The organism is Microcoleus sp. S13_B4 (genome assembly GCF_036700885.1).
Classification (GTDB): domain Bacteria; phylum Cyanobacteriota; class Cyanobacteriia; order Cyanobacteriales; family Microcoleaceae; genus Microcoleus.
The window spans coordinates 1-22,482 of the sequence record NZ_JAUBPU010000079.1; the positions used below are offsets into that span (position 1 = coordinate 1).

Below are 22,482 nucleotides of genomic sequence, written 5' to 3' on the forward strand. Positions count from 1 at the left end.
ATTAATAATTAAATGGGGTCGCAAAATCAAAAATAAGGGTAATGCTTGTATCACAGTTTAAATGTGCAACAGCTTAAGCAAAGAAATAGTTAAGTATAAATACTCATCGCAAAAGTGACACGCTCCCAAGCTATTTCTTTTTCCCTATCTTTTTGTGGCATTTGTAAGTTATTCATTTTTTTATGGTCACAATCAAGTATTGCATATAATTGTATCATAGTCTTGATAATGATTTAGGATTGCTATATAGCCATCCTAAATCATTTGTGAATTTCTTACTCCCTCCCCTTGATAAGGCGAGGGTTGGGGTGGGGTAAAAAGTTTACGACTCCCGCAAGGATTCCTATATGATCAATCAATTCAGCCAAATAAGTTTTCTAGGCATTAGCTACGGCGATATTAGTGGCTCTACAGATAGTCGGCAGATCAATAATAAACTGCGTTCCCTGCTCTGGCGTAGAAAAACACTCCAATTGACCGCAGTGTTTTTCTATCAAAATTTTTCGGCTGATGGACAATCCCATGCCTGTACCTTTTCCTATGGGCTTAGTAGTAAAAAAGGGAGTGAAAAGTTTAGCACGAACTGTTTCTGTCATGCCCACACCATTATCAGCGATTGTTACCAGGATGTGGGAAGCCGAGTTCATGTTGTCATGCGAATTGCCGGGTATAACTTCAGTCCGAATCAAAATCTGGGGGTGAAAAACTGCACCATTTTCTCTACTTAGCCGCTCTTCTAAAGCATCTATAGCATTCGCTAAAAGGTTCATAAACACCTGATTGAGCTGACCGGCATAACAGTTCACAAGCGGCAATGCACCATAGTCTTTGATCACATTAATAGCGCGCCGATCAGACTTGGCTTTTAGTCGGTGCTGTAAGATCATCAAAGTGCTATTAATGCCTTCGTGGATATCTACTGATTTAATTTCAGTTTCATCTAACCGCGAAAAATTGCGTATAGAGTGAACAATATTGCGAATGCGTTCGATCCCTAACTGCATGGAAGAAAGCAATTTTGGTAAATCATCTATGATAAATGGTAACTCTGCATCTTCTATTTCATGGACAATTTCTGATTCGGGTTGCGGGTAATACCTTTGGTAGAGATTCAACATATTAATGAGTTCTTTAATATAGTCGTTGGCGTGGGAGAGATTGCCGTAAATAAAGTTAACGGGATTGTTGATTTCATGGGCGACACCTGCAACTAATTGACCTAGACTAGACATTTTTTCGCTTTGAACTAACTGAAGTTGTGTTTCTTGCAGTTCTTTGACAAAATGTTCTAAAGCAAGAGATTTTTGGTATTCTTTTTCTTGACTGATACGGAGTGCTTTCTCTACTTGTTCGCGCCGCTCTATTTCAGACTGCAATTTATGACTTAGAGAAAAACTTCTCAAAGCTGTTAGCATCGTAGTGTATAGCTTTGATGTCGTTAATTCAGTTTTAGTTTTATAGTCATTAATATCGTAATTGATAATAATGCTTTTTTCAGGTACTTGTCCGGGTTGACCCGTGCGTAAAATAATTCGCACTAACTGATTGCCTAAAAATTCTCGGACATATTTAACAAAGTTTAACCCAGCATCATCTGTTTCCATAATTACATCAAGTAAGATGATGGCAACATCAGGATTTTCTTGGATTAGCTCTTTAGCTTCACGAGCCGAGTAAGCATTAATGAAGGTTAAAGATTTGTTTTCAAAGACAAACTTCCTTAGTGAAATTTCGGTAGCGGTGTGAACTTGATCCTCATCATCTACAACTAAAATTTTCCAGCTTTCACTCAGTTTTTTCTCTGTGGTTTCCTCTGCAAACAATATCTCGTCATCCGAGTCGATTACTTCGGCAAAGAATACTGTTTCTGGAGATGGTTGATTTAACAAATCGTCAAAATCACTTTTCATTGCTGTACACCTTTATTTTTTACGGATTTTTTGGTTGAAAGTTAGAAAACCTGTTAAGAAAAAGGCAGAAGGGAGAAGCGTTACACAGCAACCTTTTCAGTCATTCTTATTTTACTTTTAATGAGGTAGACTTACTTAGTTATCTTTGCCAGGAAATCGGAATTGGAACTCTACATTTGTGCATCAATTTGCATGGGTAATTTAATAATAAACTTGGTTCCTCTTCCCACCTCACTTAGACATTCAATTTCACCTTTGAGTTTTTGGGTGACTAAATTGTAAACAATATGTAACCCTAACCCACTGCCACCTTGACCCCGCTTAGTGGTAAAGAATGGCTCAAAAATTTTACTTAAGTTTTCTGGGGGAATACCTTTACCTTCATCGGCATATTCAAACCTTAACCGATTACCTTCTTGCTCCCAAGCAAAGATTAGTTCCCCAGAAATCCCTGGTTCGTAGGCATGAATCAGAGAATTGATTAGCAAGTTTGTCACAACTTGGGACAAGGCTCCTGGATAAGAATCTATGGCAATTTTGCTATCTCCCTTAATTTTAAGCGAATGTTGGCTATTTTTCAACTTTGGTTTTAATTGTAATAAAATTTCATCAAGATAAGGTCGGATTTGGAAAGTGCGCCGTTCTTCGCTAGAGCGATCGACTGCTACTTGCTTAAAGCTTTGAATCAAGGCTGCCGCCCGATCTAGGTTAATTAGAAGTGACTTACTGCTTTGGGTAGCAATATCGACAAACTCTTCTAAATCCGAGCGCTTCATTTTGCCACTTTTATAAATAGATGCAAATTCGGTGGTATTTTCTGCTAAAGCTGAAGCAACAGTGACACCCACTCCGATGGGAGTATTAATTTCATGGGCAACACCAGCAACTAATCCTCCCAGAGATGCCATTTTTTCAGATTCGACTAGCTGAGTTTGGGTGGCTTTTAAAGCCTCTAGGGTGTTCGATAATTGTTGAGTACGATCGCTCACTAATTGCTCTAAGTTTTGATTAAACTCCTGTAAATTTTTGTAAAGTTGGGCATTCTCAATAGAAATAGCAATTTGGGCAGATAACAGTTTTAACAGCTCTAACCTATCGGTAGTAAAAGCCCCTTCAGTCAGGTTATTTTCCAAATAAAGAAGACCCGTCAGCTTACCTTGGTGTAGCAGAGGAGTACAAAGAATAGATTTTGGTTGAGTGGCTGCAATATAAGGATCGCGGGTAAATTGTCCTTCTTGAGTGGCATTATTTAACACCACATTTTCCTGAGTGCGAATCACATAATTGGCGATCGCACTTGCCAGCAAAGGAGTACCCCCAGAAGCTGCTGTTGGATTGAGAGGAAGCGATCGCAGCACGCTAACTTCATCCTCCTTCACCGAACCTTCCGCCTCAATCGCCCAGTTTCCCGCTTTTTCTAAAATCAAAAAACCTTTTTGTGCCCCCGCATTTTCGATCGCAATTTTCATCAATCTTTCCAGCAGCCGACTCAAAACTATTTCACCCGAAATCGCTTGGGAAGCTTTCATCACAGTAGTTAAATCTAACGTATCTGCCAAATTATTGCTAGTAGTCGCCGTCGTAGTTCGATTAACTTTAGTTTGAGTGGTTGTCTTCCCTGAAGTTCTCGCTATTAATTGGGGATATTTTTCCTCCAAACTCTCCACTTTACGTTGAGCACCCCAGTATTGGTAGCCATAGTGAGCTTTAGTCAAGTAGATTTGGGCAAATTCTTCTTTGTCTTTTGCCAACCAGAACTTAGCCGCAAGTTCCGCCGCCAGCGCTTCATTCTGAATAAAATCCTGCTCTCTCGCCTCAGCTATCGCGCGATCGTACAAATCCATCGCCTCCAAATCTCGACCTGAAATCCTCGCCATTTCTGCCGCCACTAGCAAGAATTTATGTGCGAAACTTTCCGAGCAGTTGTCCGCCCAAATTTTGATTTGTTTCTGATTAGCTTCTAATTGCTGCCAATAATCTTTTTGCTCCGATTCAGAAACTTCTGGATACAGAGCCGTTAAGATCAGACAACGGTAAAAATTATGGTGAGCACTAGAAATATGACCCATCAAATAATCGATCAGTTCAGCAGCGCTGTTCGATGATTCTAGCGCCTCACTATACAGTCCGTAAAGATATAAAGTCTGCGCTTTTAAAACATAAAACTCGCACAGCGCTGCCATACTTTTACGGCTTTGAAAATTTTCTAAATGCTGTTTTTCGCTAACTTCATCCTCTTCGCCCATCAAATTTAAAATTGCTATTTTATTAGCAACAATAATATCAATCGCCCATAAATTTTTAGTTTGCTCGCAAAAATGGAGCGACTTACCAATATCTTCCAAGAGATTATTCAAATTCATGCCTTGGAAGAAATAAGTAATAGTTTGAAACATCCGGTTATAACCTGTCCATTGCAAGTTACCAGATTGCAAGCCAACTTTATAACCTTCGTTATTAATTTCAGCCGTGGTTTTGAGCGGTCTCACCCAGCAGTTTAAGTAATTTGCAAATATCACACTATCTTGGCAGTTTTGAGACAAATTATTTGAATTTTCGCTGAGAGTCAGGGCGAGTCTGCCAAACTCATAAGCCGATTGGTAATCCCCTAAAATTGAATTTAGGATAATTCCATAACATGAATAACAGTAAGACCCTCCCGCTACAAAGCCGTACTTGAGAGAAAGGTTAATCGCTTTGATCACAGTCAACTTCCACAGTTCTTGAGATGAAAAGAACGTTAGCGGTCCCATGTTACCCAATAATTTCATGGCCATTTGTTGAGCCGGATCTTTCATCTTTTCTGCATTAATTAATGAAGCAATTTCTTGGTTTGCCAAATTGGCTTTAGCTGCCGCCATTTCCGCATTAACCGCCGCACTTAAATTATCTTCAGCCAAGTTTATGCCCAGCAATTGAAGGGCTTTTAATCCAGATTGAACTGCTGATTCATATTTACTCAGAAGAGTGTACTGCACGATCAAAATGTTGTAAAGTTCGGCTTTTTCTAGCTCAGATTTTGCCCGAGCAAATGCCAGTTCTATTAAAGCTTCTGATTCTTCAAAATTCCCGTTTAAATATTCGGCCTCTGCCAGCTCCTTATGAAAGGTAAAAGCTAGTTCATAGGAGTCTTGCCAAATATCGCCCGGTAGAATTTCTCGACCGAATTTTAAGTAGTCTCTGGCAGCAGCATAAGCCGTTGCATCTTTGGCTTTGCGAGCGGCTGTTAAATTTAAAATAGCTAGTTCAGTTTTCTCGTTATCATCAATGATTAAATTCCGACCCGAATTTAAATGATCGGCAATTTCAAAAATTCTTTCGGATCGTCGCTCAGGAGAAATATTTGCCAGTAACAGGCGACCAATTTGTAGGTGAATGGCTGTTTGCAACTTTGAGTCAATCAAAGCGTAACCTGACTGCTGCACGCGGTCATGCAAAAATTTATAAGTAGTAATTACCAGGTCGGAATTAATTATTTCTAATTCAGTCGCACCTAACTCAGAAGTAGTTAGAATCAATCCCTCTTGGATGGCTGGCAAGAGTTCTTGAAACGTGGCTCCCCAAGATTTCTCATTAATAATTGAGAGAGTGTTTAAGTCAAAACTATTACCCACGCAAGCCGCCAAACGCAAAACTTGCTGAGTTGCTACGGGCAGCTTTTTCAATTTTCCCAGCATCAATTCAATGACGTTATCAGTAATACCTACTGATTCAATTTCTGAAATATTCCAATCCCAGTTCCTTTGTTGAAAATTGAATTTCATCAGGTTTTCTTGATAGAGAGTTTTGAGAAACTGATTGACAAAAAAAGGATTACCTTGAGTTTTAGTGAGCACTAACTCTGCTAGCGGGAGCGCTGATTTTGTGTCTTTACGAACGGTATCAGCAATTAAGGTACTTATCTGCTGTAGGTGTAAGGGAGCTAAAGTAATTCGCTCGATTCTTGCACCTTGATTTTGCATCTCCTCTAAGGTCATCATTAAAGGATGAGATGGGTTAACTTCGTTGTCTCGATAAGCACCAATTAGAAATAAATATTTCGTTTGCTCATCTGCAATCATTACTTGTAGCAATTTCAATGTAGCAGAATCAGCCCATTGTAAATCGTCGAGAAAGATGACTAAGGGATAGTCAACTGAACAAAACACGCGGATGAATTTTTGAAATACTGAATTAAAGCGGTTTTGTGCTTCTGTAGCGCCTAATTCTTGTACGGCCGACTGTTTGCCAATGATTAATTCTACTTCAGGAATGACATCTACAATGATTTGACTATTAGCGCCAACAGCAGCTAATATTTTTTCTTTCCAGGTATTGAGTTGATTTTCGCTTTCAGTTAAGAGTTGTTTGACTAATGATTGAAAGGCTTTGACAACCGCCGCGTAAGGGATATTTCGTTGATATTGGTCGAATTTTCCGGCAATAAAATAACCTCTCGCTTTAGTAATTGGTTTATAAACTTCTTGTACTAATGCGGATTTTCCAATGCCCGAGTAACCGGATACTAGCATCATTTCGGTGCTGCCCCTGCTGACTCGCTCAAAGGCTGCTAATAAGGTTTCAACTTCGGTTTCTCTGCCGTAGAGTTTTTGAGGTATTTGAAACTTATCTGTAATATCTTTTTGGGCGATCGCAAAATCTGCAATTCCTCCCGTAGTTTTTAATTGTTCTAGGCATTCTTCTAAGTCAGCGATAATGCCCCAAGGGCTTTGATATCTGGCTTCAGCGGTTTTCGCTAATAGCTTCATCACAATATTAGAAACAGCTTTAGGAATTGCTAGATTGATTTGATGGGGCGGTACTGCTTGTTTGGCAATGTGACAGTGGATTAATTCCATTGCATCGCTGTAATCCCATGGCAATTGCCCTGTTAGGAGTTCGTAAAAAGTGACTCCTAATGAGTAAAAATCAGTGCGGTAGTCGATCGCTCGGTTCATTCTACCTGTTTGTTCCGGCGATATATAGCTAAGAGTGCCTTCTAAAACATTAGGATTTTTAAGGGTAGGATTTTCGCGCTTTAAAACAGTAGAGATGCCAAAATCTATAACTTGAACCCGCCCTGTGGTTGAGTTAATAATAATATTGCTGGGATTGATATCTTTATGAATAATTTTATGGCGATGAATTTCACCTAAAGCTCTGGTTATTTTAATAGCTGTTAATAAAAACTCTTCTAAGGTAAGTTGGTGAGAAGCCAACAAGAGCTTTAATGAGTCTCCACCACAATCCTCGAAAATGATAGCCAAACTGTTATGGTATCTTTCTAAGCTGTAGGTTTTAGGAACACTTTCTAGGTTAAGATTGTGTGTAATTTCGTATTCCTGCTTGTATCTGACTAACGAAGCTGGCATCGGATAATCTTGTTTAAGAAATTTGAGAATTACCGATTGGTTGTCTTGCTTTCTCAGTCCCCGGTAAACTAAAGAATTATTACTTTCATGGATTTGGTTGGTAATGTCGTAGCCCGGTAAGTTAATCATTCTTACAGCCTCTTGCCAGTATTAATACTCAGTTGTTTTTTTAGAAAGTGTCAATATATTAAGTAGATGTATCCTCTAATACATAACTCTACCCTGGAACTTAAGAAAAGCTTAAGGTTTAAAATAAAAGTTATTTTTTGTTAACATTTCTTAAAAATAAGACGGCTAAACATTCGCGTCAGCAGTGCGATCGCTGCACAGTTTCCTGCAAAAGCAAGCAAAACAGAGTGAAGTGCGATCGCCGTTGAGCTTCCTAGGAGATTTGGGCGCTGCATAATTAGAGTATAAATATGGGGAATTACCATGTAATGAAAGCGAGTGCAAATCACTCCATATAGCAATCCTTGCAGGAGTCGTAAATTTTTTCCCCCACCCCAACCGTCCCCTTATCAAGAGGGGAGGGAGTAAGAAATTCACAAATGATTTAGGATTGCTATACATTACCTAAAATTTCAGGATATTCCAGTTCCTGCATTATTGATATCTTGATTCAGCAACGCCTCTTTTTCCTTCTTCGTTCAACATCCCATTACCAAGGATTGCCAATCATCGTAAAGGCTGCCCAATAATAAGGATGCGAAAGCACTCGATCGCCCCGCGCCGCAATTTCCGGAGGCAAAGTTAGACTCATAGAAAGCCCCTCGACTCGTAGCATCCCGTCTTGAATCCGCACGCGCCCCTGCAGCATCTCCAATTGCGCGCGCCGCAAAGCCTCCGCTTTAATCATCAAATTACCACCGCGTCTGGGGGCCCGCAACTGCCGATAAAACTCAGTCATCAGCCCCAAAGTCCCCTCATCGCTGACTTCCCACAAACTCGCCAAAGCCGATTTAGCACCGCTAGCTACCGCCAAACCCGCAAACCCTAACTCCGCCTCTGCATCGCCCAAAGCGGTACTGCAAGCGCTTAAAACTAACAGATTCACTGGCGGTTCATTCCATCGCAACTGCCGCATTTGATCGAGGCGCAATTTAGTATCCCACAACTGAATGTAAGAATTTTTCGGTTCCCCGGGCTGGAATTCGCTGTGAGTTGCTAAGTGAATGATACCAAAAGGCCGATTTGCCCGCTGAGCTTGCAAATTTCCGAGAGTAAAATCTTGATTTAAAAATGATTTTCCGCGATCGGGCGGCGCGATCGACTCTAACTCCACCGGTACCGCTGGTAATGGCGCTTTATCTTCAAATACCGACGCCCCCATTGCCAAAATTTCATCATCCGCAATATTGTCGTAGCCGATATCAGTTAAACTCAGACTCGGCATCACGCTAATGCTGTATTTCTCAACTAAAAAGCCTTTGCCGTCGTGAAGGGCCGCAAACGGCACGCTCCGCAAACCTGCTGCCGGAATTACAATTAAATTGTCAATCTTTAAAGCTGTCAATTCTGCGGCAACTGGTGCAATTAACCACCGATAAAGTTTTTGCGCCGTATCCAAATAACTAAGGCTGCCTCTTTTTCGGGGATTAGTTATTTCGCTTTGCAGGGCGTCGGCTAGTTGCAACACCTGCCAGCGCGTTGTCGCCGGAATTAAAACGCGCTGCGGTTGAGCGTTAGCTGTTACTAACACTAATTCTAAAAGCTCCCCATTAGGAACATCGGAAACTTCTTTGCCATCCGGCTGCTGCCTCTGGGTCAACTTATCTTCTAACGGATGAGGAGGCTGGGATGCGAGGTTTTTTCTCACAGGCAGTAGATTAGATAAATCCTGACTGGCTACCAGCAGCGAACCATTTTCTTTGGCGGCACCTGCATCCGCTCTGCTGACCCAATTCATATAAATAATGGCAGATTTTATCCCGGTAATTTGTTCATTTTTGCGAAGAGTTTCGTAAATTACCGACATATTACTAATCGGTCTTCTGGCGGGCAAGTCCAGATATTTTTCGTACTCGCGAGTAAAGATTTCCTCAAATGCTAAAACTCCCGAACCTGCCGAATCTAGCCTGCGAGAAGGAGCGAAAATATCCTGGCTAATTTCGGGAGTTTTGTATCGTTGCGATCGCAATTCTACTTGCACGGATGCAGGAATTGACAGCGCCGGCTCAGGATTTACGGGGGCTACTGGCACTACAGGCGGTTCGGGAATTGGTGCGGGAATTGGTGCGGGAATTGGTTCGGGAATTGGTTCGGGAATTGGTGCAGGAGTAGAGGGCGGGCCGGGTGTAATTAGGGAAATCTGATTTGGTAAACTTCCTTGCGTGTAAGTTTGTCCAAAAGAAAAAGTCGGCAAAATGGCGTTTCCCCCGCCAGCATTAATGCTTCCCCGGGTTCCATTATCGATCGCGCCACCAACTACAAACGGTTGATCGATACCGCCTCCGTGACCAATTGCGACTGCCCCCGCCCCCGCACCTCCGGCAGTAGAAATACTGGAAAAATTGCCCGATATATCGTTGAAAACACTGTTCGATCGAAACAAACCCAGGGTTGTCACATCAACCCTGCCGCCAGTGCCACCAGTGCCGCCTTGAGCGTTGATAAAGCCCAACTGAATATTACCTGTCGCGCTCAGCGAAACGCCCCCGCCGTTGCCGTTTGAAGTGCTGCTGGAGTTGAGATCGAGAGCCGAAATGCCCGCTTTCGAGGTGACAACAATATTTCCGCCGATCGCCCCCGAAGCGTTCAAAGCTCCCGCAGTTAAAGGGCCAGCATTGGTTTGGAGAGCGATCGCGCCTCCTGTGCCCGCCGATGACGAGTCGATCGCGCCTGCTGCAACAGTATTCCCCTCAACCCGAATCCTCCCACCGTTCGAGGTAATATTGCCCGTCCGAACCTCGCGACTTCCTTGCAGATTCACGTTGCCGCCATCCGTCCTTAAATTACCCTCTAAGAGGACATTTGCTGCCTTGATATCGGCTCCCAAAGTGGCCGTGCTGTCCCCCCCGAGGGTAACAGAATCTCGCGCGTTAAGGCTCAAACTGCCGGCTGTAATTGTGGAAGCAGCCGTTACGCTAGCAGCATCAGCCGAGACTCGGCCCAACCTCTGAGTTTGACCGACTAGGCCACCAAAAGTAATGTTGCCGCCAGCGCGCAGCGTCAAATTATTTGCTCGGCCCGGCCTGCTGTCGAGGGTATTGGCAAAAGCGATATTGCCGGTAGTGGTGGCTAGGGAGGCGCTGCGATCGACTGTGACGTTACTATTGAAATTCATGTCTCCAGATGTCGCAATATTGCCCGAAACCTGGGTACTACCGGCGTTGACACTCAAACTCGCCAGCGGTGCAGCTTGACCGACTGTAGCGCCGAACAGCACTCGCTGAGCGTCTAGTCTCAGGGCGTGAGATCCGTCTAGGCTACCGGAGAACAGAATGTTGCCCGTAGCTTCCGTACTCAAAGCCACGTCCGCATTAAGGGATGCGTTTCCTGTAAAAGTGAGATCGCCGCCGGATGTCGCAATGTTGGCGTTGAGATCAGTTTGAGGCGCGTCGAGAGTCAAGCTAGCGTGGCGGCTTGTACTCAGGCGATTATTGATCGCGATCGAGCTGCCTTGAAGTGTCAGCGGGCTGTTGAAGGTAATTGGTGCGACGATCGCGATCGACGAGGTGCTACCGTTTTCGCGCCCGATCGCGATCGAGCCGAAACCCCCCGCCAAAGAGCCGAGATCCGTTGCCGTCAAGTCCAAAATGCCCAAAATATCGCCGGTGCCACCGATCCGAATTGATCGGCTATCGTTGGGTTGCAAGCGAATTGTTCCCCCCGCACTGCTGACAGAATTGCTGCTGCCCCTAAAGTCAATGCCGTTAGCAGTGATAGCGATATTGCCGCCGTTAGCATTGAGTCCGCCCAGAGAGATGCTGCTGGCGAAAAAGTTGAGGTTGCCACCTTGAGTCTCGATTAAATCCTTGGGGTCATTGACAAAAAACACTCCGCCGGATCTAAATGTTACGGTGTCTCCCGCGATCGCTTGCAGGGAAAGTTTGTTATCGGGCAAGTCTTGGAGGGTGATGTAGCCGGGGGTTTCTAGAACCACGTTGCTGCCGGCCGCCATCTGTTCCAACTGTACTTCTGAGATCGATGTTTCATTGGGTTCTGGTGCCGATTCGAGTTCCCCGCCAGTCGATCGCGCGCTGCTGTCACCGTTACCGCTGACGATCGTAATATTTGCCGGGTCGAGGAACAAATTGCCGATCGCACCGTTAGTCGCGCGGGTATCGACCTCTCCTTGGAAAGTTAAAGCATTTTTGCCGGAAACTTCTACTCTTCCGCCGTTACCTGCGGCGATGCCACCGCGAGCACTAATATTGCCGAAGAAGCGAGTTGTATTGTCTGACCAAATTACCGCAGTGCCCCCATTGCCGCGGTCGATCGCGTTTGCTGCGATCGTAGAATCAGGACTAACATAAGTTACCAGTGCCGAACGCACTGGTTCCATCCCCCGGAAACCGCCTCCGACGCGCACAGTACCTCCGCCGTCCGTCCCGGAAGCATTGATATTTGCGCCGAACAGTCCGACTTTTTCCCCTAAAATATTGACTGTGCCGCCAGCATTCCCAGAAGGACCAAATACATTTACCGAACCGGAGACGATCGCACTTCCGGCAACTGTCGGCACTGTTTGGCCGCCAGTGAGTACCAATTGACCTTGTTCGTTAGTCGTTAAACCTGTGGCTGACGCTAAGCCGGGGCCCGTCAGCAACTGCGGTAAAGCTTGTGGGGCGATCGCCGATTTTTCTGACTGCAAATACGGAGTAATTTCTAAACTCAATAAATTGCCGATTTGACTGATGCGGACTGCATTTTGTCCCGGAACAGCAGCCACAGTAATTTGACCGTTGGGAGCGGATAATTGTCCTGTATTAATAACGGTGCCACCGAGCAAAGTTAAACTTTGCCCGCTGCCAACTGCCAAGTTTCCAGTATTGACAATTGCACCGAATTGTGAGTTGTTAAAATTAAATTGATTGGGATTTCCCAGTAAAGCTTTGTAATCATTAATCCCGCTCGAATTGAACCAGCGATCTCCGAAGCCAATACCTGTAGCCGTTGTCGCAAAAAAAGACCCCGGCACGTTTAATCTAGCATTTTGACCGAAGACAATTCCCGCCGGATTCATTAAAAATAAATTTGAGTTGCCGCCGCTGATCGATATCAGACCGTTAATGACGGAAACATCGCCGCCGGAAATCCGCCCTAAAATATTTTGAATATTTGGATTAGTTAGAAAATTAGCTATTTGACCTTCGCTGAGATTAAATTGGCTGAAGCTGTGAAAAAGATTTGCCCCGTTTCCTGACAGTTGCCCGCCGCTAATGTCTGTGCGATTTTGCTCGGATTTAACAACAGTATTAGTGCCGTCATTTGCAGGAACGATAGGTTGCGATCGCACTGCTAGCGGTAGCAGCCAAAAACCTAATGTCAAAATTAGAGCAGAACGAAAATAGGTCATTGGAGGAAGCCATTAGTCATTAGTTATTATTCATTAGTCATTAGTCATTAGTCATTAGCCGGAAGGATGAGGGAATTCAGAAAAGCCAATTCCCGATTACCAATTCACATCTATTGTAGTTTTGATTTTTTTTGAGCTGTAATGTTCCGTCCCAGTGCCAATAAACTTAAAAAGGTCGATCGAACACCGCCACCGCCGGGGGTCGATCGACCTTGCACGCACATGGCATCAGTCGATCGCACTCCGAAAGCACCCGTTGCCAGAATGTCGGAAATTTAATGCAGATTTTATATTTATCTGTCGCAGGTATATTGACAAAATGCCCTCAAAACCTTATGATTTCAGCACTGATTGGGTGGGACGGCAAAACCCCCCAAAATAACTGGCTGCTCTAATGAAGTTAAAAACAAAATATTGATGCTTTTAGAGACCAACCATGCAAACTCCAACTTTCCCATTTCTAACGGAACAAATAGTTGAGCAGATATTTTCGTCAGGCGAACTGACTCGCAATGACAGACAAAGAATTCAGTCAATGCTGTTGAATGAGTCGATCGGCGAAAATGAATTGAGCTTAATTGAAAGAGTCATGGAAGGCGTAGTCAAGGGAATACTTGACGTACTCAATTAGTTAAGAACGGGCGATAACCTCTCTAAGTTTAGGATGCGCCATCTGCAACTTACCCTAATTTTAAATAAAATCGAAAATCGAAAATTCTGTCACCGTTCTAAAAATCATCAGCCGAGTCATCATCCGAACTCTCGTCGCGACGCACAAGTTCTGAAGGAGGCCTATCGCTACTCCAGGCCCACCACACGCCGCCACACTGGCAGCGGTAAAATTCTTGCCACTTGCGGCGGTTGAACTCGGTGTATACTGGCGATCGGCGATTAATCCAGACCTCAGCGGCATCCGTACAACTAGCACCGCACTGGGGACAGCAAAACTCATTAGCGTGAACCGCCGTCGCAGTCCATTCAGGAGGATGTGGAGCAAAAGCTTCCATGTGTTAGAGTTTCTATCTAAACTGCTGGTAATTACGGCAAATCAAGGGTTGCTAAAGATCCGCCAACTTCGGAATGACCTAAGCAATGACATAAGTACGCTGTTGAGTGCGTAATTCATCTGCCCGTTATTTTTTTTAGTATTTGCCGTCAGATGAATAGTATAACTGATGTGGTGCAAACCGTCGATCGGCATTCTCAACTATTTCAAGGACTAGGCTCATGTCTATCTACAATCTTATCTCGTTTCTGGGCATTTTTGGCTTATGTGCGATCGCCTGGATTTTTTCAGAAAACCGACAGTCCAAGTATATTCCCTGGCGCGTCATCATCTGGGGTATTGGGCTGCAATTAGTCTTGGGATTTTTAGTATTCCTCTTCCCCCCAACTCGCATCGCCCTAGAGTGGTTTACTGGCTTACTGGATGGAGTATTCACCGCTGCTGACGCCGGGGCGAGATTTGTATTCGGTAAAAACATTGTACCAATACCCGGTCAAGACCCGCCAGTTAATTTAGGATATATTTTCGCCTTTCGAGCTTTACCGACAGTCATCTTTTTTTCGGGCCTCATGGCTTTGCTATACAACATCGGCGTGATTCAAATTGTCACTGAAGTTTTTGCCAAAATATTTTATATGACAATGCGGTTGAGTGGCGCGGAAGCACTTAGTGGCGCTGCTAATATCTTCGTAGGAATTGAAGCGGCAATTGTCGTCAAGCCTTATTTACCACAAATGACTCGTTCCGAACTTTGTGCAATCCTCTCTTGCTGTTTTGGAACCGCCGCTTCTTCAACTTTAGCAATTTATGTCAGTTTTCTTAAGCCAGTTTTTCCCAATATTTTAGGGCATTTAGTTTCCGCTTCAATTATCGCCATTCCCGCTTGTTTTGTCCTCTCCAAAATTTTAGTACCTGAAACAGGCGTACCCGTGACAATGGGCGGCATTCCCAAGGAAGAGCCAAAGCCTAAAGGCCGCGAGTTTGTGGGCGAAGAAATTTCGGACATGGATCGCGAAGAATTCAAACAAGAGACTGTTGGGGGAGAACCCATCGAACGAGTCAGCCCTCTCGATGCAGCAATTATCGGCGCCTTAGACGGGGTAAAGATGTCAGTGTCGATCGCAGCGGTTTTGATTTTGATTTTAGGCTTGGTTTCCTTAATCAATCAAGTTTTGGGAGCCTCAACGCTGGCAACGATTGTAGGAACATTATTTTACCCCCTGACTTTGTTAACCGGAGTTCCCTTTGAAGATTCTTGGGAAGCATCAGTAATTATCGGTCGCCGACTATTAGAAACAGCAATTCCTCCTTACCAAAGTTTAGCAGAAGCGGCAGCGAAAGGAGAGGTGAGTTCTCGCACAGTTCTAATTGTCAGTTACGCCCTTTCCGGCTTCGCCCACTTAGCCTCCGTCGGCATATTTGTCGGCGGTACGATCGCCCTAATTCCATCCCGCCGCAAAGACATTTCCGAACTCGGTTGGAAAGCATTATTTGTCGGCACTTTAGCGACAATGATGATCGCTTGCATCGCCGGCACCTTCGACACCGGAGACGCCAGCATTTTAGGCGCTAAAACAGCCCCTGCTGCACCGCTAACAGCCCCCGATTCTGGAAAACCGCCATCCCCAGCCGCGAATTCAAAGCCGTCAGTTGCCCCAGCAATTGCCAGCCCCAAGCCTTCGGCTAATACCGAAAAAGCAGCTCCGAGATCTCAAGAATCTCCCTCTCCTGCCTCCAAGAAAAACCCTTAAATGAGCTACGGGAAAAGGACACGGCACGGCCGTGTCCCTACAGATTAGACTCTGCAAGCATTCCCAAACTATCTGGAAATAGTCTGCGTTTATCTGCCTTAAATATGCGGTTTACATATTAATCAAAAAATATGCAATAGGTCTAATTACCAAGAATGAATAACCAAATCCCTAAAAAATTATGAACCCCGACCCAGAAATTCGCCGCTTGTTAGATGTGATGCCTGCTTCCGGCCGCATGACGTGTAAAATTATTAATAAGCCACAACAATCAACAGTAATTGACTGCGAGTTTCCTTTACCTTGGAATCAATCTCGCCCGATTTATATTAATTTTGATTTGTGGCGGCTGCTATCTAAGCCGCAGCGGGATTTACTAATCTTGCGGAATGTAAGTTTTTTGTGCAATGTTAAGTGGTTTAAACCGGATATTTATCAAGGTGCGGCTTTGGCGGGAATTGTCGGGACTGTTGTAGAATTGTTGCAGGGAGATGCGATCGGCACTGCGATCGCGGGCGGTTTGACGGGACTCGCCATGACTCGAATTTGGCGGGACAACCGCAGTTCCCAAGTAGAGTTAGATGCTGACGAAGCGGCGATTAGAGTAGCGGGAAGGCGTGGTTACAATGAAGCCGAAGCGGCCGGACATTTGCTGGCGGCGATCGAGGCTGTGGCGCAGATAGAAAAGCGCAGTTTGGATTTTAACGAGTTGATTCGGTGTCAGAATTTAAGGGCGATATCGGGTATCTCGGCGGTGGGCGTGCCCGATAGTATTAGGAAAGATTGAAAAAAACCTTGATATAATCAAGACGAAAACCCATAAAATCCCCAACTATGTTAATCCTGCCCAAACGGGAAAACCTACGCGATACTCTACCTATAGAAGGAGCTATCCGAATTGAATTAGTGGAAGGCATACCGATTTTTAAAGCCTCCACCGCTGTCAAAAATCTCCTCCAAGAAGTGTTGGACAAACAACAAACTTTGCCCCTACATCCTGGCGAAGAACAAGAACTCCATCTTTACGAAGAAATCGACGATTACCTCAGTTTTGTCAATCGGATTATCCGCAATATTTTGTTGGGGCGGATTTAGCCTACTGTGTAGAAATGTGAGCTCGCCGTCACATCCCTGAAAATATCCAAAATCAAGTTCCTCAGACATCAAAAGGTCTGTGCGAATATTGTTATGCCTCCGAGTCATAAATTTATCTATAGATATTCCTAGTCGATCGGACTGTCGTTGCGGGCGATCGCCAAATCAAGAACAATGATAAACTTGATATTCATATCCATCCACCGCAGGCAACTCGCGCGATTCAACCTGACATTTTTGTGCTTTTAGATTGACAGGTGCGCGAAAATTAACCAACCACAAATCAAGTGGCCGTTCTAATTGACTGAGTGTTTTCTGAAGTGTCCCTGCCGCTATTTCCGGCCCATCCCTTCTCTGATTAGCCAAAAGAAACAGCGGAGAATCAAAGGCTTTAACTTCTTCTTTTTTCCTAACATCCGTTACATCCGCTACAAAATTCGTTGCCGAACTTCTTTCCCATTCCCACCCTATCCCCATCAACTCTCCTATTTCTACATGAGTCTTTTGAGTAGTGGCAATTAACACGGGAACTTTCGAGACTTCGCGGATAATCGGAATTAAAAGGTCGGGTTTGTAATATTTGCGATAGCCGAGATTAGAATTTACTGTGACTCCGCTTGCAAAACCCATTACTAAAATTAGCACCACTGCTTTTTTGCCAGCAATTTCCACAGGAGGTAAATTAAACCATTGACTTTTTGCTGTAGGTGTGTTAAAAATAACCGCCAAGCTTGCTCCAAAAAGCAATATCACGCCTGGAAAGTAGACGAAACTGTATCGTGCGCCGCGAGTTAGGTCAATCCCTAGAATATATGCAAAGCTGAAAAATAGGAAAATTGCTCCTAGCACAAATCCGCCAAAAATAACAGTACCTAAACGAGTATCAGGTGTTGTTAAGGAATTTTTAAGAGCGCTAAACAGGATGGGAAGCACCAATATAAAAAATACTGTCATTGCGATCGCCGATACAACTACTACTGCCAAATTTGGCGATTCCACCGGCAGCAGAGACATGACAGTGATCCATCCAGCTAAAGCTTGAATAATCGGATTGATCCCATCTAAAAATGTGCGATCGCCACTGACGATCCAATTAGTTAATTCGCTGCCGTATTTGTTTGACAAAAATACCGGCAGCCAAACTAAACCGCCAGCTAAAGTCCCCATCGCTACTGCAAAAAGCCGCCAGAGGATTTGAACTTGCCAAATATTAGGCTGCGGGCTGTTGGAAATTGGCAACTTTCCATTAAACTGCTGCCAGATAACAGCAATTAATGCTATTGCTTCGGCACACAAAGTCAGTGCAAAAAAGTAGTGAGCCGCAATTCCCAAACAGTTAACAACTACCCAAATCAACACAGCCCAAATAGGCAGGGTAGCGCGCTGTTGCAGCTTTTTTGCAGCTAAGGCGAGGCAAAAAAGAGAGGAAATAACTAATAAGATTCCTAAAGTGTAATGGCGAGCTTCTTGAGCGAGGTAAATGCCGTAGGGAGAAACGGCCATCATCGCGGCCGCACATTGACCGACTAAACGAGAACTGAAAGCAAATTTGCCCAAAAAGTAGATAGCTGGAACTGAAATCACGCCCAATAATGCAGGAAGAGCTCGCCCAATCCAAACTAAACTATCCTCGGTCGGCCCAAACAGTTGCATCCACCAGTGGGCGAGCATAAAATACACTGGTGGATGATTGCTTTCTAGCAGCAAATGGTTTAAGACATCTGCAATCCCAGCACCGGGGCGAAATTGTAGGGGTTGTAATAATGTAGAAAGGTCGATCGCGCGATCGATCGGCACCCCTCGAAAACTGTTGCCCAAACTAAAAACTAGAGTCGAAAACTCGTCCGTCCACAGCGGTTTCGAGTCCAAATTGGCAAAGCGCAAAATAAAGGCGATCGCCGTCCACAGAAATAGTAACAACAGTTGTTTGTTCTTAATCATTAATTCAGTGATTCAAAATCATAGGAAACAAGAGGCCTTAGTCATTAGTTATTAGCCATCGGTCATTTTATCAATTATCAATTCCCAAATACGCATTACCTAATTCACATCCGTCACCCGCCAACTCAGCTTCATATTTATCCAGAAATTCCACAGAGTCACAGTGGCGATGGCGATTAAATTAGCCAAATATTTATTGATTCCAAAAACCTTTAATAGCAAATTAAACAGCAGCACATTCAAAATCAAACCCATCAAGCAAATCGTATTAAATTTCAACAGCCGTTTCAATCGCTGGCGCTTTCTTGGTTGCAGCTTAGAAATGTCCCCAAAAGTCCACAAGTCATTCCACAAAAAGTTACTGAGAATTGCCAATTCAGCAGCAACGATCAGACTGCCATTCACCTGCAAATTGAGGATATCCGACAGCACGTACAAAACCGCCATATTCACAAACACGCCGCTGAAACCCACAATACCAAACCGCAGAAACTTACCCATCGGCCAGCGAGCAAACCGCAACCGAACCAAATGCCGTAAATACTCAATATACTGTTTCCAGGTAACTTTGCTCTCGCCTTCTTGGCGCTCCTGAAACACATAACCAACTTCTCCAATCCAGCGGATATCCCCTCTGCCGAGCACTTCAATCAATATTTTGTAACCAGCAGGATTCATGGTTTTGCCCGCAATGCAAGTGCGACGCACCATAAAATACCCGCTCATCGGATCGGAAACTCGGCCCACCACTCCCGGTAGGATCACCAACCCCACGGTTTGAGCGCCCCGCGATAAAAATCGCCTGAGAACGCTCCAGTCGCTCACACCACCCTCGGCAACGTGGCGACTCGCAGCAGCTAAATCTGCTCCCCGCTGAATTTCTGCTAAAAGCTGCAACAGCGTCTCCGGGGGATGCTGCAAGTCGGCATCGATGACGCCCAAAACCTCGCCCCGAGCCGCCTGCCACCCGCGAATTACCGCTGTGGAAAGTCCCCGCTCCTCTTCCCGGCGCATCACCCGCAATTGCGGATATTCGGGTGTCAGGGACAGGGCCACTTCCCAGGTGCGATCGGGGCTGTTGTCATCGACTACAATTAATTCGTAGTTGCCGGGAATACAGCCATCGAGCAAGTGGCTCAATTTTTCCACAAGAGTTTTGACATTCTTGCACTCGTTGTAGGTGGGAATGACCAGGGAAAAATAAATTGGCGGTGTGTCGCCGTCTGTAAAAGTGGAACCGAAAGTCTGTACGGCAGGAATTTGCAAAGGCCCAGACGGCACTGGCAAGAGGTGATTTGCTTGGTTGATGCCCATAATTTCAGTTCGCAGAAAATAAAGGATGGTTTTGTAAGACTTGAGATTGTAAAATATCGTTCCTCCATAATTGATTAGTTAAAATATAAAAATGCCTTAATTCTAGTCAGTAATTCTGTAATTGAGTTAAAAAGAAAACTGTGGATGCAATTCTCGATCGAGCTTTACAAGGTTATAACATCTCTACCGCAGAGGCCTTGGTTCTTTTGCAGCAAAGAGATCCCGATGCGCGAGCTTCTATTCAAACAACCGCTGACTTGCTCCGCCGCCGACAATCAGGGGATACTGTCACCTACGTTATCAATCGGAATATTAATTTTACTAACATTTGCGAGCAGCATTGCAGTTTTTGTGCATTCCGCCGCGACGAGGGAGATGAGGGCGCTTTTTGGTTAGATGCAGCTCAAATTCAGGAAAAGGCAACTGATGCAGTGCAGCGAGGTGCAACGGAAATTTGTATGCAGGGCGGCTTAAATCTTCAAGCTAAGCTGAACGGCGCATTTTTACCTTATTATCTGCAATTGGTGAAAACCATTAAGGATAAGTTTCCTCAGTTACACTTGCACGCTTTTTCGCCCCAAGAAATAGAATTTATTGCCAGAGGAGATAATCTTAGTTTCAGCTATGTAATTTCGGCTTTGCGGGATGCGGGAGTGGGTTCGATGCCGGGAACGGCGGCGGAAGTTCTCGACGATTCTGTGCGACGGGTGATTTGCCCGGAAAAACTAAATTCGGCAACTTGGCTGGAAATTGTGGGAACTGCTCACCGTCTGGGTTTGCCAACAACGAGTACGATGCTTTGCGGGCATATTGAGACGGCCCAACAGCAGGTTTTGCATTTAGAAAAAGTACGATCGCTCCAACAAACTGCGATCGACCAAAACTATCGGGCACGCATTACAGAATTTATTTTACTACCATTTGTCGGACAGCAAGCACCGGCTCCTTTGCGGAGTCGAGTCGGCCGCGACCAACCAATTTTAGCAGATACATTGTTACTCACCGCTGTATCGAGAATCTTCTTGGGAAATCTGATTTCCAATCACCAGCCGAGTTGGGTAAAATTAGGTTTAGATGGAGCTACAGAAGCGCTGAAATGGGGCTGCAACGACATCGGCGGCACTTTGATGGAAGAACACATTACAACGATGGCCGGTGCGGTTGGCGGCAGTTGTCAGTCTGTTGAAGATTTGCAAAATGCGATTAGTTCTTTGGGGCGGAGTTATCAACAAAGAGATACAATTTATCGACCTTTAGGGGTTGACAAATTGGCAGTAAGTGTGTGATTTTTCGGATACGAAGTGCGAAGTACGTAACGTATCCTACGAGTTTAGCCGATCGCACTTTCAAATTCTTCTAGCGCTTGCAAATTTCCCACCTGCCAAGCACGTTCCACTGTAGCAGGAATCAGTTGGGCGATCGCGGTTTCTGGAAAATTGGGACTCATATCCGATTCTACATACTCTCCATCTTGCAGCAAATAAATGCGAAGTCTGCCGCTGTCATAAACCCATACTTCTGGAACTCCAATAATTTTATAGGCATCGATCGTAGTTTTAGAAGTAACATCCGTCTCAATTGCCAAATCGGGCGGCGGATCGTCGGGTTGCAGTCGGCGGCAGCCGATCATCTGTTGATAATTTAGAATGTAAAAGCAAGCATCAGGCTCAACTCCTGCTGCACCTTCCCGTTTGAAAGTAGTAGAACCAAAGGGTTCATATCTTCTGCCCGCCGACTTCAGTAATTTTTTTACAATATCGAAAATTAAATCTTTCGGAATTTCCCGATCTAGTAAGGGAACCATAATTTCTAAGGTACTGTTGCTGTAGGCAATTCTGCTTCTTCGTTTTTCCCCTAATTCCTGCAAAATCGACTCAAATTCCAGCCAACTTACATTTGGAATAGTTACGACACTACCGGGAGTAAGCTCGATCTGGCTAATAGGTTTGAGCACGGGGGTGATAACAATCATAAGCTGAATAGGGAGCTAGTTGTTAAGTTTGTGCCAAGGGCAGGCAAGATGCCTACCCCACAAGAGTTTTTGGATATATCTGTTGAGTTTAGCACGGGCAACGAGAAGAGATTCGCGATCGCACTTTTGACTAAATTCTAGAAAGATCGATCGCACATTTATGACTTCATTGCAACCGGATTAATTTGACTAACAGACTCATGATTTCGGGAGCATCCCACTTTGGCAGTAAGTATAAATATTTAGACACTTATCTGGCTAAGCTGATGGCATAATAGAACGCAGATAAATTACCATAATCCAAGTTAGCATGACCCCAGAAGAACAGCAGAAGATCAAAATAAATCTCCAAGAAATAGCAGAGATCCTTTATAAGAATACCCCAGTAGACAATCTACAAAGCTTTGAATCCGTAGAACTCAGTGTGAGGGAACATTTAATTGAGACAATAGCACCAGAAATTAGCGGTTTTTTTTTCAATCGGCGGGGGGAAAAGGTTCGGGTAGAAAAAGAACCATAAAAAGTTGTGTAGGAGAAATAACTCTATCGGGTGCATCTCACTTTGGCAAATACATCAAATTGAAAGTTGACCGTTGAGATAAGCACAGCGAAGAGAAAGGATAG

Annotated in this window: 14 protein-coding genes; 7 read left to right on the forward strand and 7 right to left on the reverse strand. The window is 44.4% G+C overall.

Features of this window, described 5'->3' with window-relative positions:
- Positions 1-377: 377 nt before the first annotated feature.
- The 3 genes from QT994_RS24965 to QT994_RS24975 all read right to left on the reverse strand — a co-directional run bounded on the left by QT994_RS24965 (position 378) and on the right by QT994_RS24975 (position 12,779).
- A complete protein-coding gene (locus QT994_RS24965) occupies positions 378-1,910 on the reverse strand; it encodes an ATP-binding protein (RefSeq protein WP_333179358.1) in 1,533 nt (510 codons plus the stop codon).
- Positions 1,911-2,080: 170 nt separating this feature from the next.
- Complete coding sequence (locus QT994_RS24970) at positions 2,081-7,390, reverse strand: ATP-binding sensor histidine kinase (RefSeq protein ID WP_333179361.1); 5,310 nt, start codon at positions 7,388-7,390, stop codon at positions 2,081-2,083.
- A 529-nt stretch (positions 7,391-7,919) separates the two neighbouring features.
- Complete coding sequence (locus QT994_RS24975; protein WP_333179364.1) at positions 7,920-12,779, reverse strand: CHAT domain-containing protein; 4,860 nt, start codon at positions 12,777-12,779, stop codon at positions 7,920-7,922.
- 141 nt (positions 12,780-12,920) lie between these two features.
- On the opposite strand from QT994_RS24975, the gene QT994_RS24980 reads away from it, so the two are divergent.
- Positions 12,921-13,058, forward strand: a complete 138-nt coding sequence (locus QT994_RS24980; RefSeq protein ID WP_333049966.1) for a hypothetical protein — start codon at positions 12,921-12,923, stop codon at positions 13,056-13,058.
- 157 nt (positions 13,059-13,215) lie between these two features.
- A complete protein-coding gene (locus QT994_RS24985) occupies positions 13,216-13,410 on the forward strand; it encodes a hypothetical protein (RefSeq protein ID WP_333171260.1) in 195 nt (64 codons plus the stop codon).
- 97 nt (positions 13,411-13,507) lie between these two features.
- Here QT994_RS24985 and QT994_RS24990 read toward each other — a convergent pair whose 3' ends face one another.
- Positions 13,508-13,786, reverse strand: coding sequence for a hypothetical protein (locus QT994_RS24990; RefSeq protein ID WP_333049969.1), 279 nt, complete (start codon positions 13,784-13,786; stop codon positions 13,508-13,510).
- A 220-nt stretch (positions 13,787-14,006) separates the two neighbouring features.
- Between QT994_RS24990 and QT994_RS24995 the strand changes: the two genes are divergently transcribed.
- The 3 genes from QT994_RS24995 (at position 14,007) to QT994_RS25005 (ending at position 16,631) form a co-directional block, all read left to right on the forward strand.
- Complete coding sequence (locus QT994_RS24995) at positions 14,007-15,536, forward strand: nucleoside transporter C-terminal domain-containing protein (RefSeq protein ID WP_333179368.1); 1,530 nt, start codon at positions 14,007-14,009, stop codon at positions 15,534-15,536.
- A 181-nt stretch (positions 15,537-15,717) separates the two neighbouring features.
- A complete protein-coding gene (locus tag QT994_RS25000) occupies positions 15,718-16,323 on the forward strand; it encodes a DUF3318 domain-containing protein (RefSeq protein WP_333179371.1) in 606 nt (201 codons plus the stop codon).
- Between the two features lie 47 nt (positions 16,324-16,370).
- Positions 16,371-16,631: a hypothetical protein gene (locus QT994_RS25005; RefSeq protein ID WP_333179374.1), complete on the forward strand. Its 261-nt coding sequence runs from the start codon at positions 16,371-16,373 to the stop codon at positions 16,629-16,631.
- A gap of 165 nt (positions 16,632-16,796) precedes the next feature.
- Here the strand turns inward: QT994_RS25005 and QT994_RS25010 are convergent, their stop codons facing one another.
- Both QT994_RS25010 and QT994_RS25015 read right to left on the reverse strand, forming a co-directional pair.
- The gene (locus QT994_RS25010; protein ID WP_333179376.1) at positions 16,797-18,572 is read right to left on the reverse strand and encodes a glycosyltransferase family 39 protein; all 1,776 of its coding nucleotides are present in this window, start codon (positions 18,570-18,572) and stop codon (positions 16,797-16,799) included.
- A gap of 99 nt (positions 18,573-18,671) precedes the next feature.
- Positions 18,672-19,886 (reverse strand): glycosyltransferase, encoded by a 1,215-nt coding sequence (locus QT994_RS25015; RefSeq protein WP_333179379.1) that lies wholly within the window; start codon positions 19,884-19,886, stop codon positions 18,672-18,674.
- Positions 19,887-20,026: 140 nt separating this feature from the next.
- Here QT994_RS25015 and cofH point away from each other — a divergent pair, with 140 nt between their 5' ends.
- Complete coding sequence (cofH, locus tag QT994_RS25020) at positions 20,027-21,172, forward strand: 7,8-didemethyl-8-hydroxy-5-deazariboflavin synthase subunit CofH (protein WP_333179380.1); 1,146 nt, start codon at positions 20,027-20,029, stop codon at positions 21,170-21,172.
- 44 nt (positions 21,173-21,216) lie between these two features.
- Here the strand turns inward: cofH and QT994_RS25025 are convergent, their stop codons facing one another.
- On the reverse strand, positions 21,217-21,858 hold the full coding sequence (locus QT994_RS25025; protein ID WP_333179382.1) for a Uma2 family endonuclease: 642 nt from the start codon (positions 21,856-21,858) through the stop codon (positions 21,217-21,219).
- Positions 21,859-22,168: 310 nt separating this feature from the next.
- On the opposite strand from QT994_RS25025, the gene QT994_RS25030 reads away from it, so the two are divergent.
- Positions 22,169-22,378 carry a hypothetical protein gene (locus QT994_RS25030; RefSeq protein ID WP_333179385.1) on the forward strand — a complete coding sequence of 70 codons (210 nt, stop codon included), beginning with the start codon at positions 22,169-22,171 and terminating at the stop codon, positions 22,376-22,378.
- Positions 22,379-22,482 lie beyond the last annotated feature (104 nt).

Coding starts and splice junctions, on each gene's coding strand:
- QT994_RS24965 (WP_333179358.1), bottom strand. CDS start 1,910: ATGAAAAGTGATTTTGACGATTTGTTAAATCAACCATCTCCAGAAACA.
- QT994_RS24970 (WP_333179361.1), bottom strand. CDS start 7,390: ATGATTAACTTACCGGGCTACGACATTACCAACCAAATCCATGAAAGT.
- QT994_RS24975 (WP_333179364.1), bottom strand. CDS start 12,779: ATGACCTATTTTCGTTCTGCTCTAATTTTGACATTAGGTTTTTGGCTG.
- QT994_RS24980 (WP_333049966.1), top strand. CDS start 12,921: ATGTTCCGTCCCAGTGCCAATAAACTTAAAAAGGTCGATCGAACACCG.
- QT994_RS24985 (WP_333171260.1), top strand. CDS start 13,216: ATGCAAACTCCAACTTTCCCATTTCTAACGGAACAAATAGTTGAGCAG.
- QT994_RS24990 (WP_333049969.1), bottom strand. CDS start 13,786: ATGGAAGCTTTTGCTCCACATCCTCCTGAATGGACTGCGACGGCGGTT.
- QT994_RS24995 (WP_333179368.1), top strand. CDS start 14,007: ATGTCTATCTACAATCTTATCTCGTTTCTGGGCATTTTTGGCTTATGT.
- QT994_RS25000 (WP_333179371.1), top strand. CDS start 15,718: ATGAACCCCGACCCAGAAATTCGCCGCTTGTTAGATGTGATGCCTGCT.
- QT994_RS25005 (WP_333179374.1), top strand. CDS start 16,371: ATGTTAATCCTGCCCAAACGGGAAAACCTACGCGATACTCTACCTATA.
- QT994_RS25010 (WP_333179376.1), bottom strand. CDS start 18,572: ATGATTAAGAACAAACAACTGTTGTTACTATTTCTGTGGACGGCGATC.
- QT994_RS25015 (WP_333179379.1), bottom strand. CDS start 19,886: ATGGGCATCAACCAAGCAAATCACCTCTTGCCAGTGCCGTCTGGGCCT.
- QT994_RS25025 (WP_333179382.1), bottom strand. CDS start 21,858: ATGATTGTTATCACCCCCGTGCTCAAACCTATTAGCCAGATCGAGCTT.
- QT994_RS25030 (WP_333179385.1), top strand. CDS start 22,169: ATGACCCCAGAAGAACAGCAGAAGATCAAAATAAATCTCCAAGAAATA.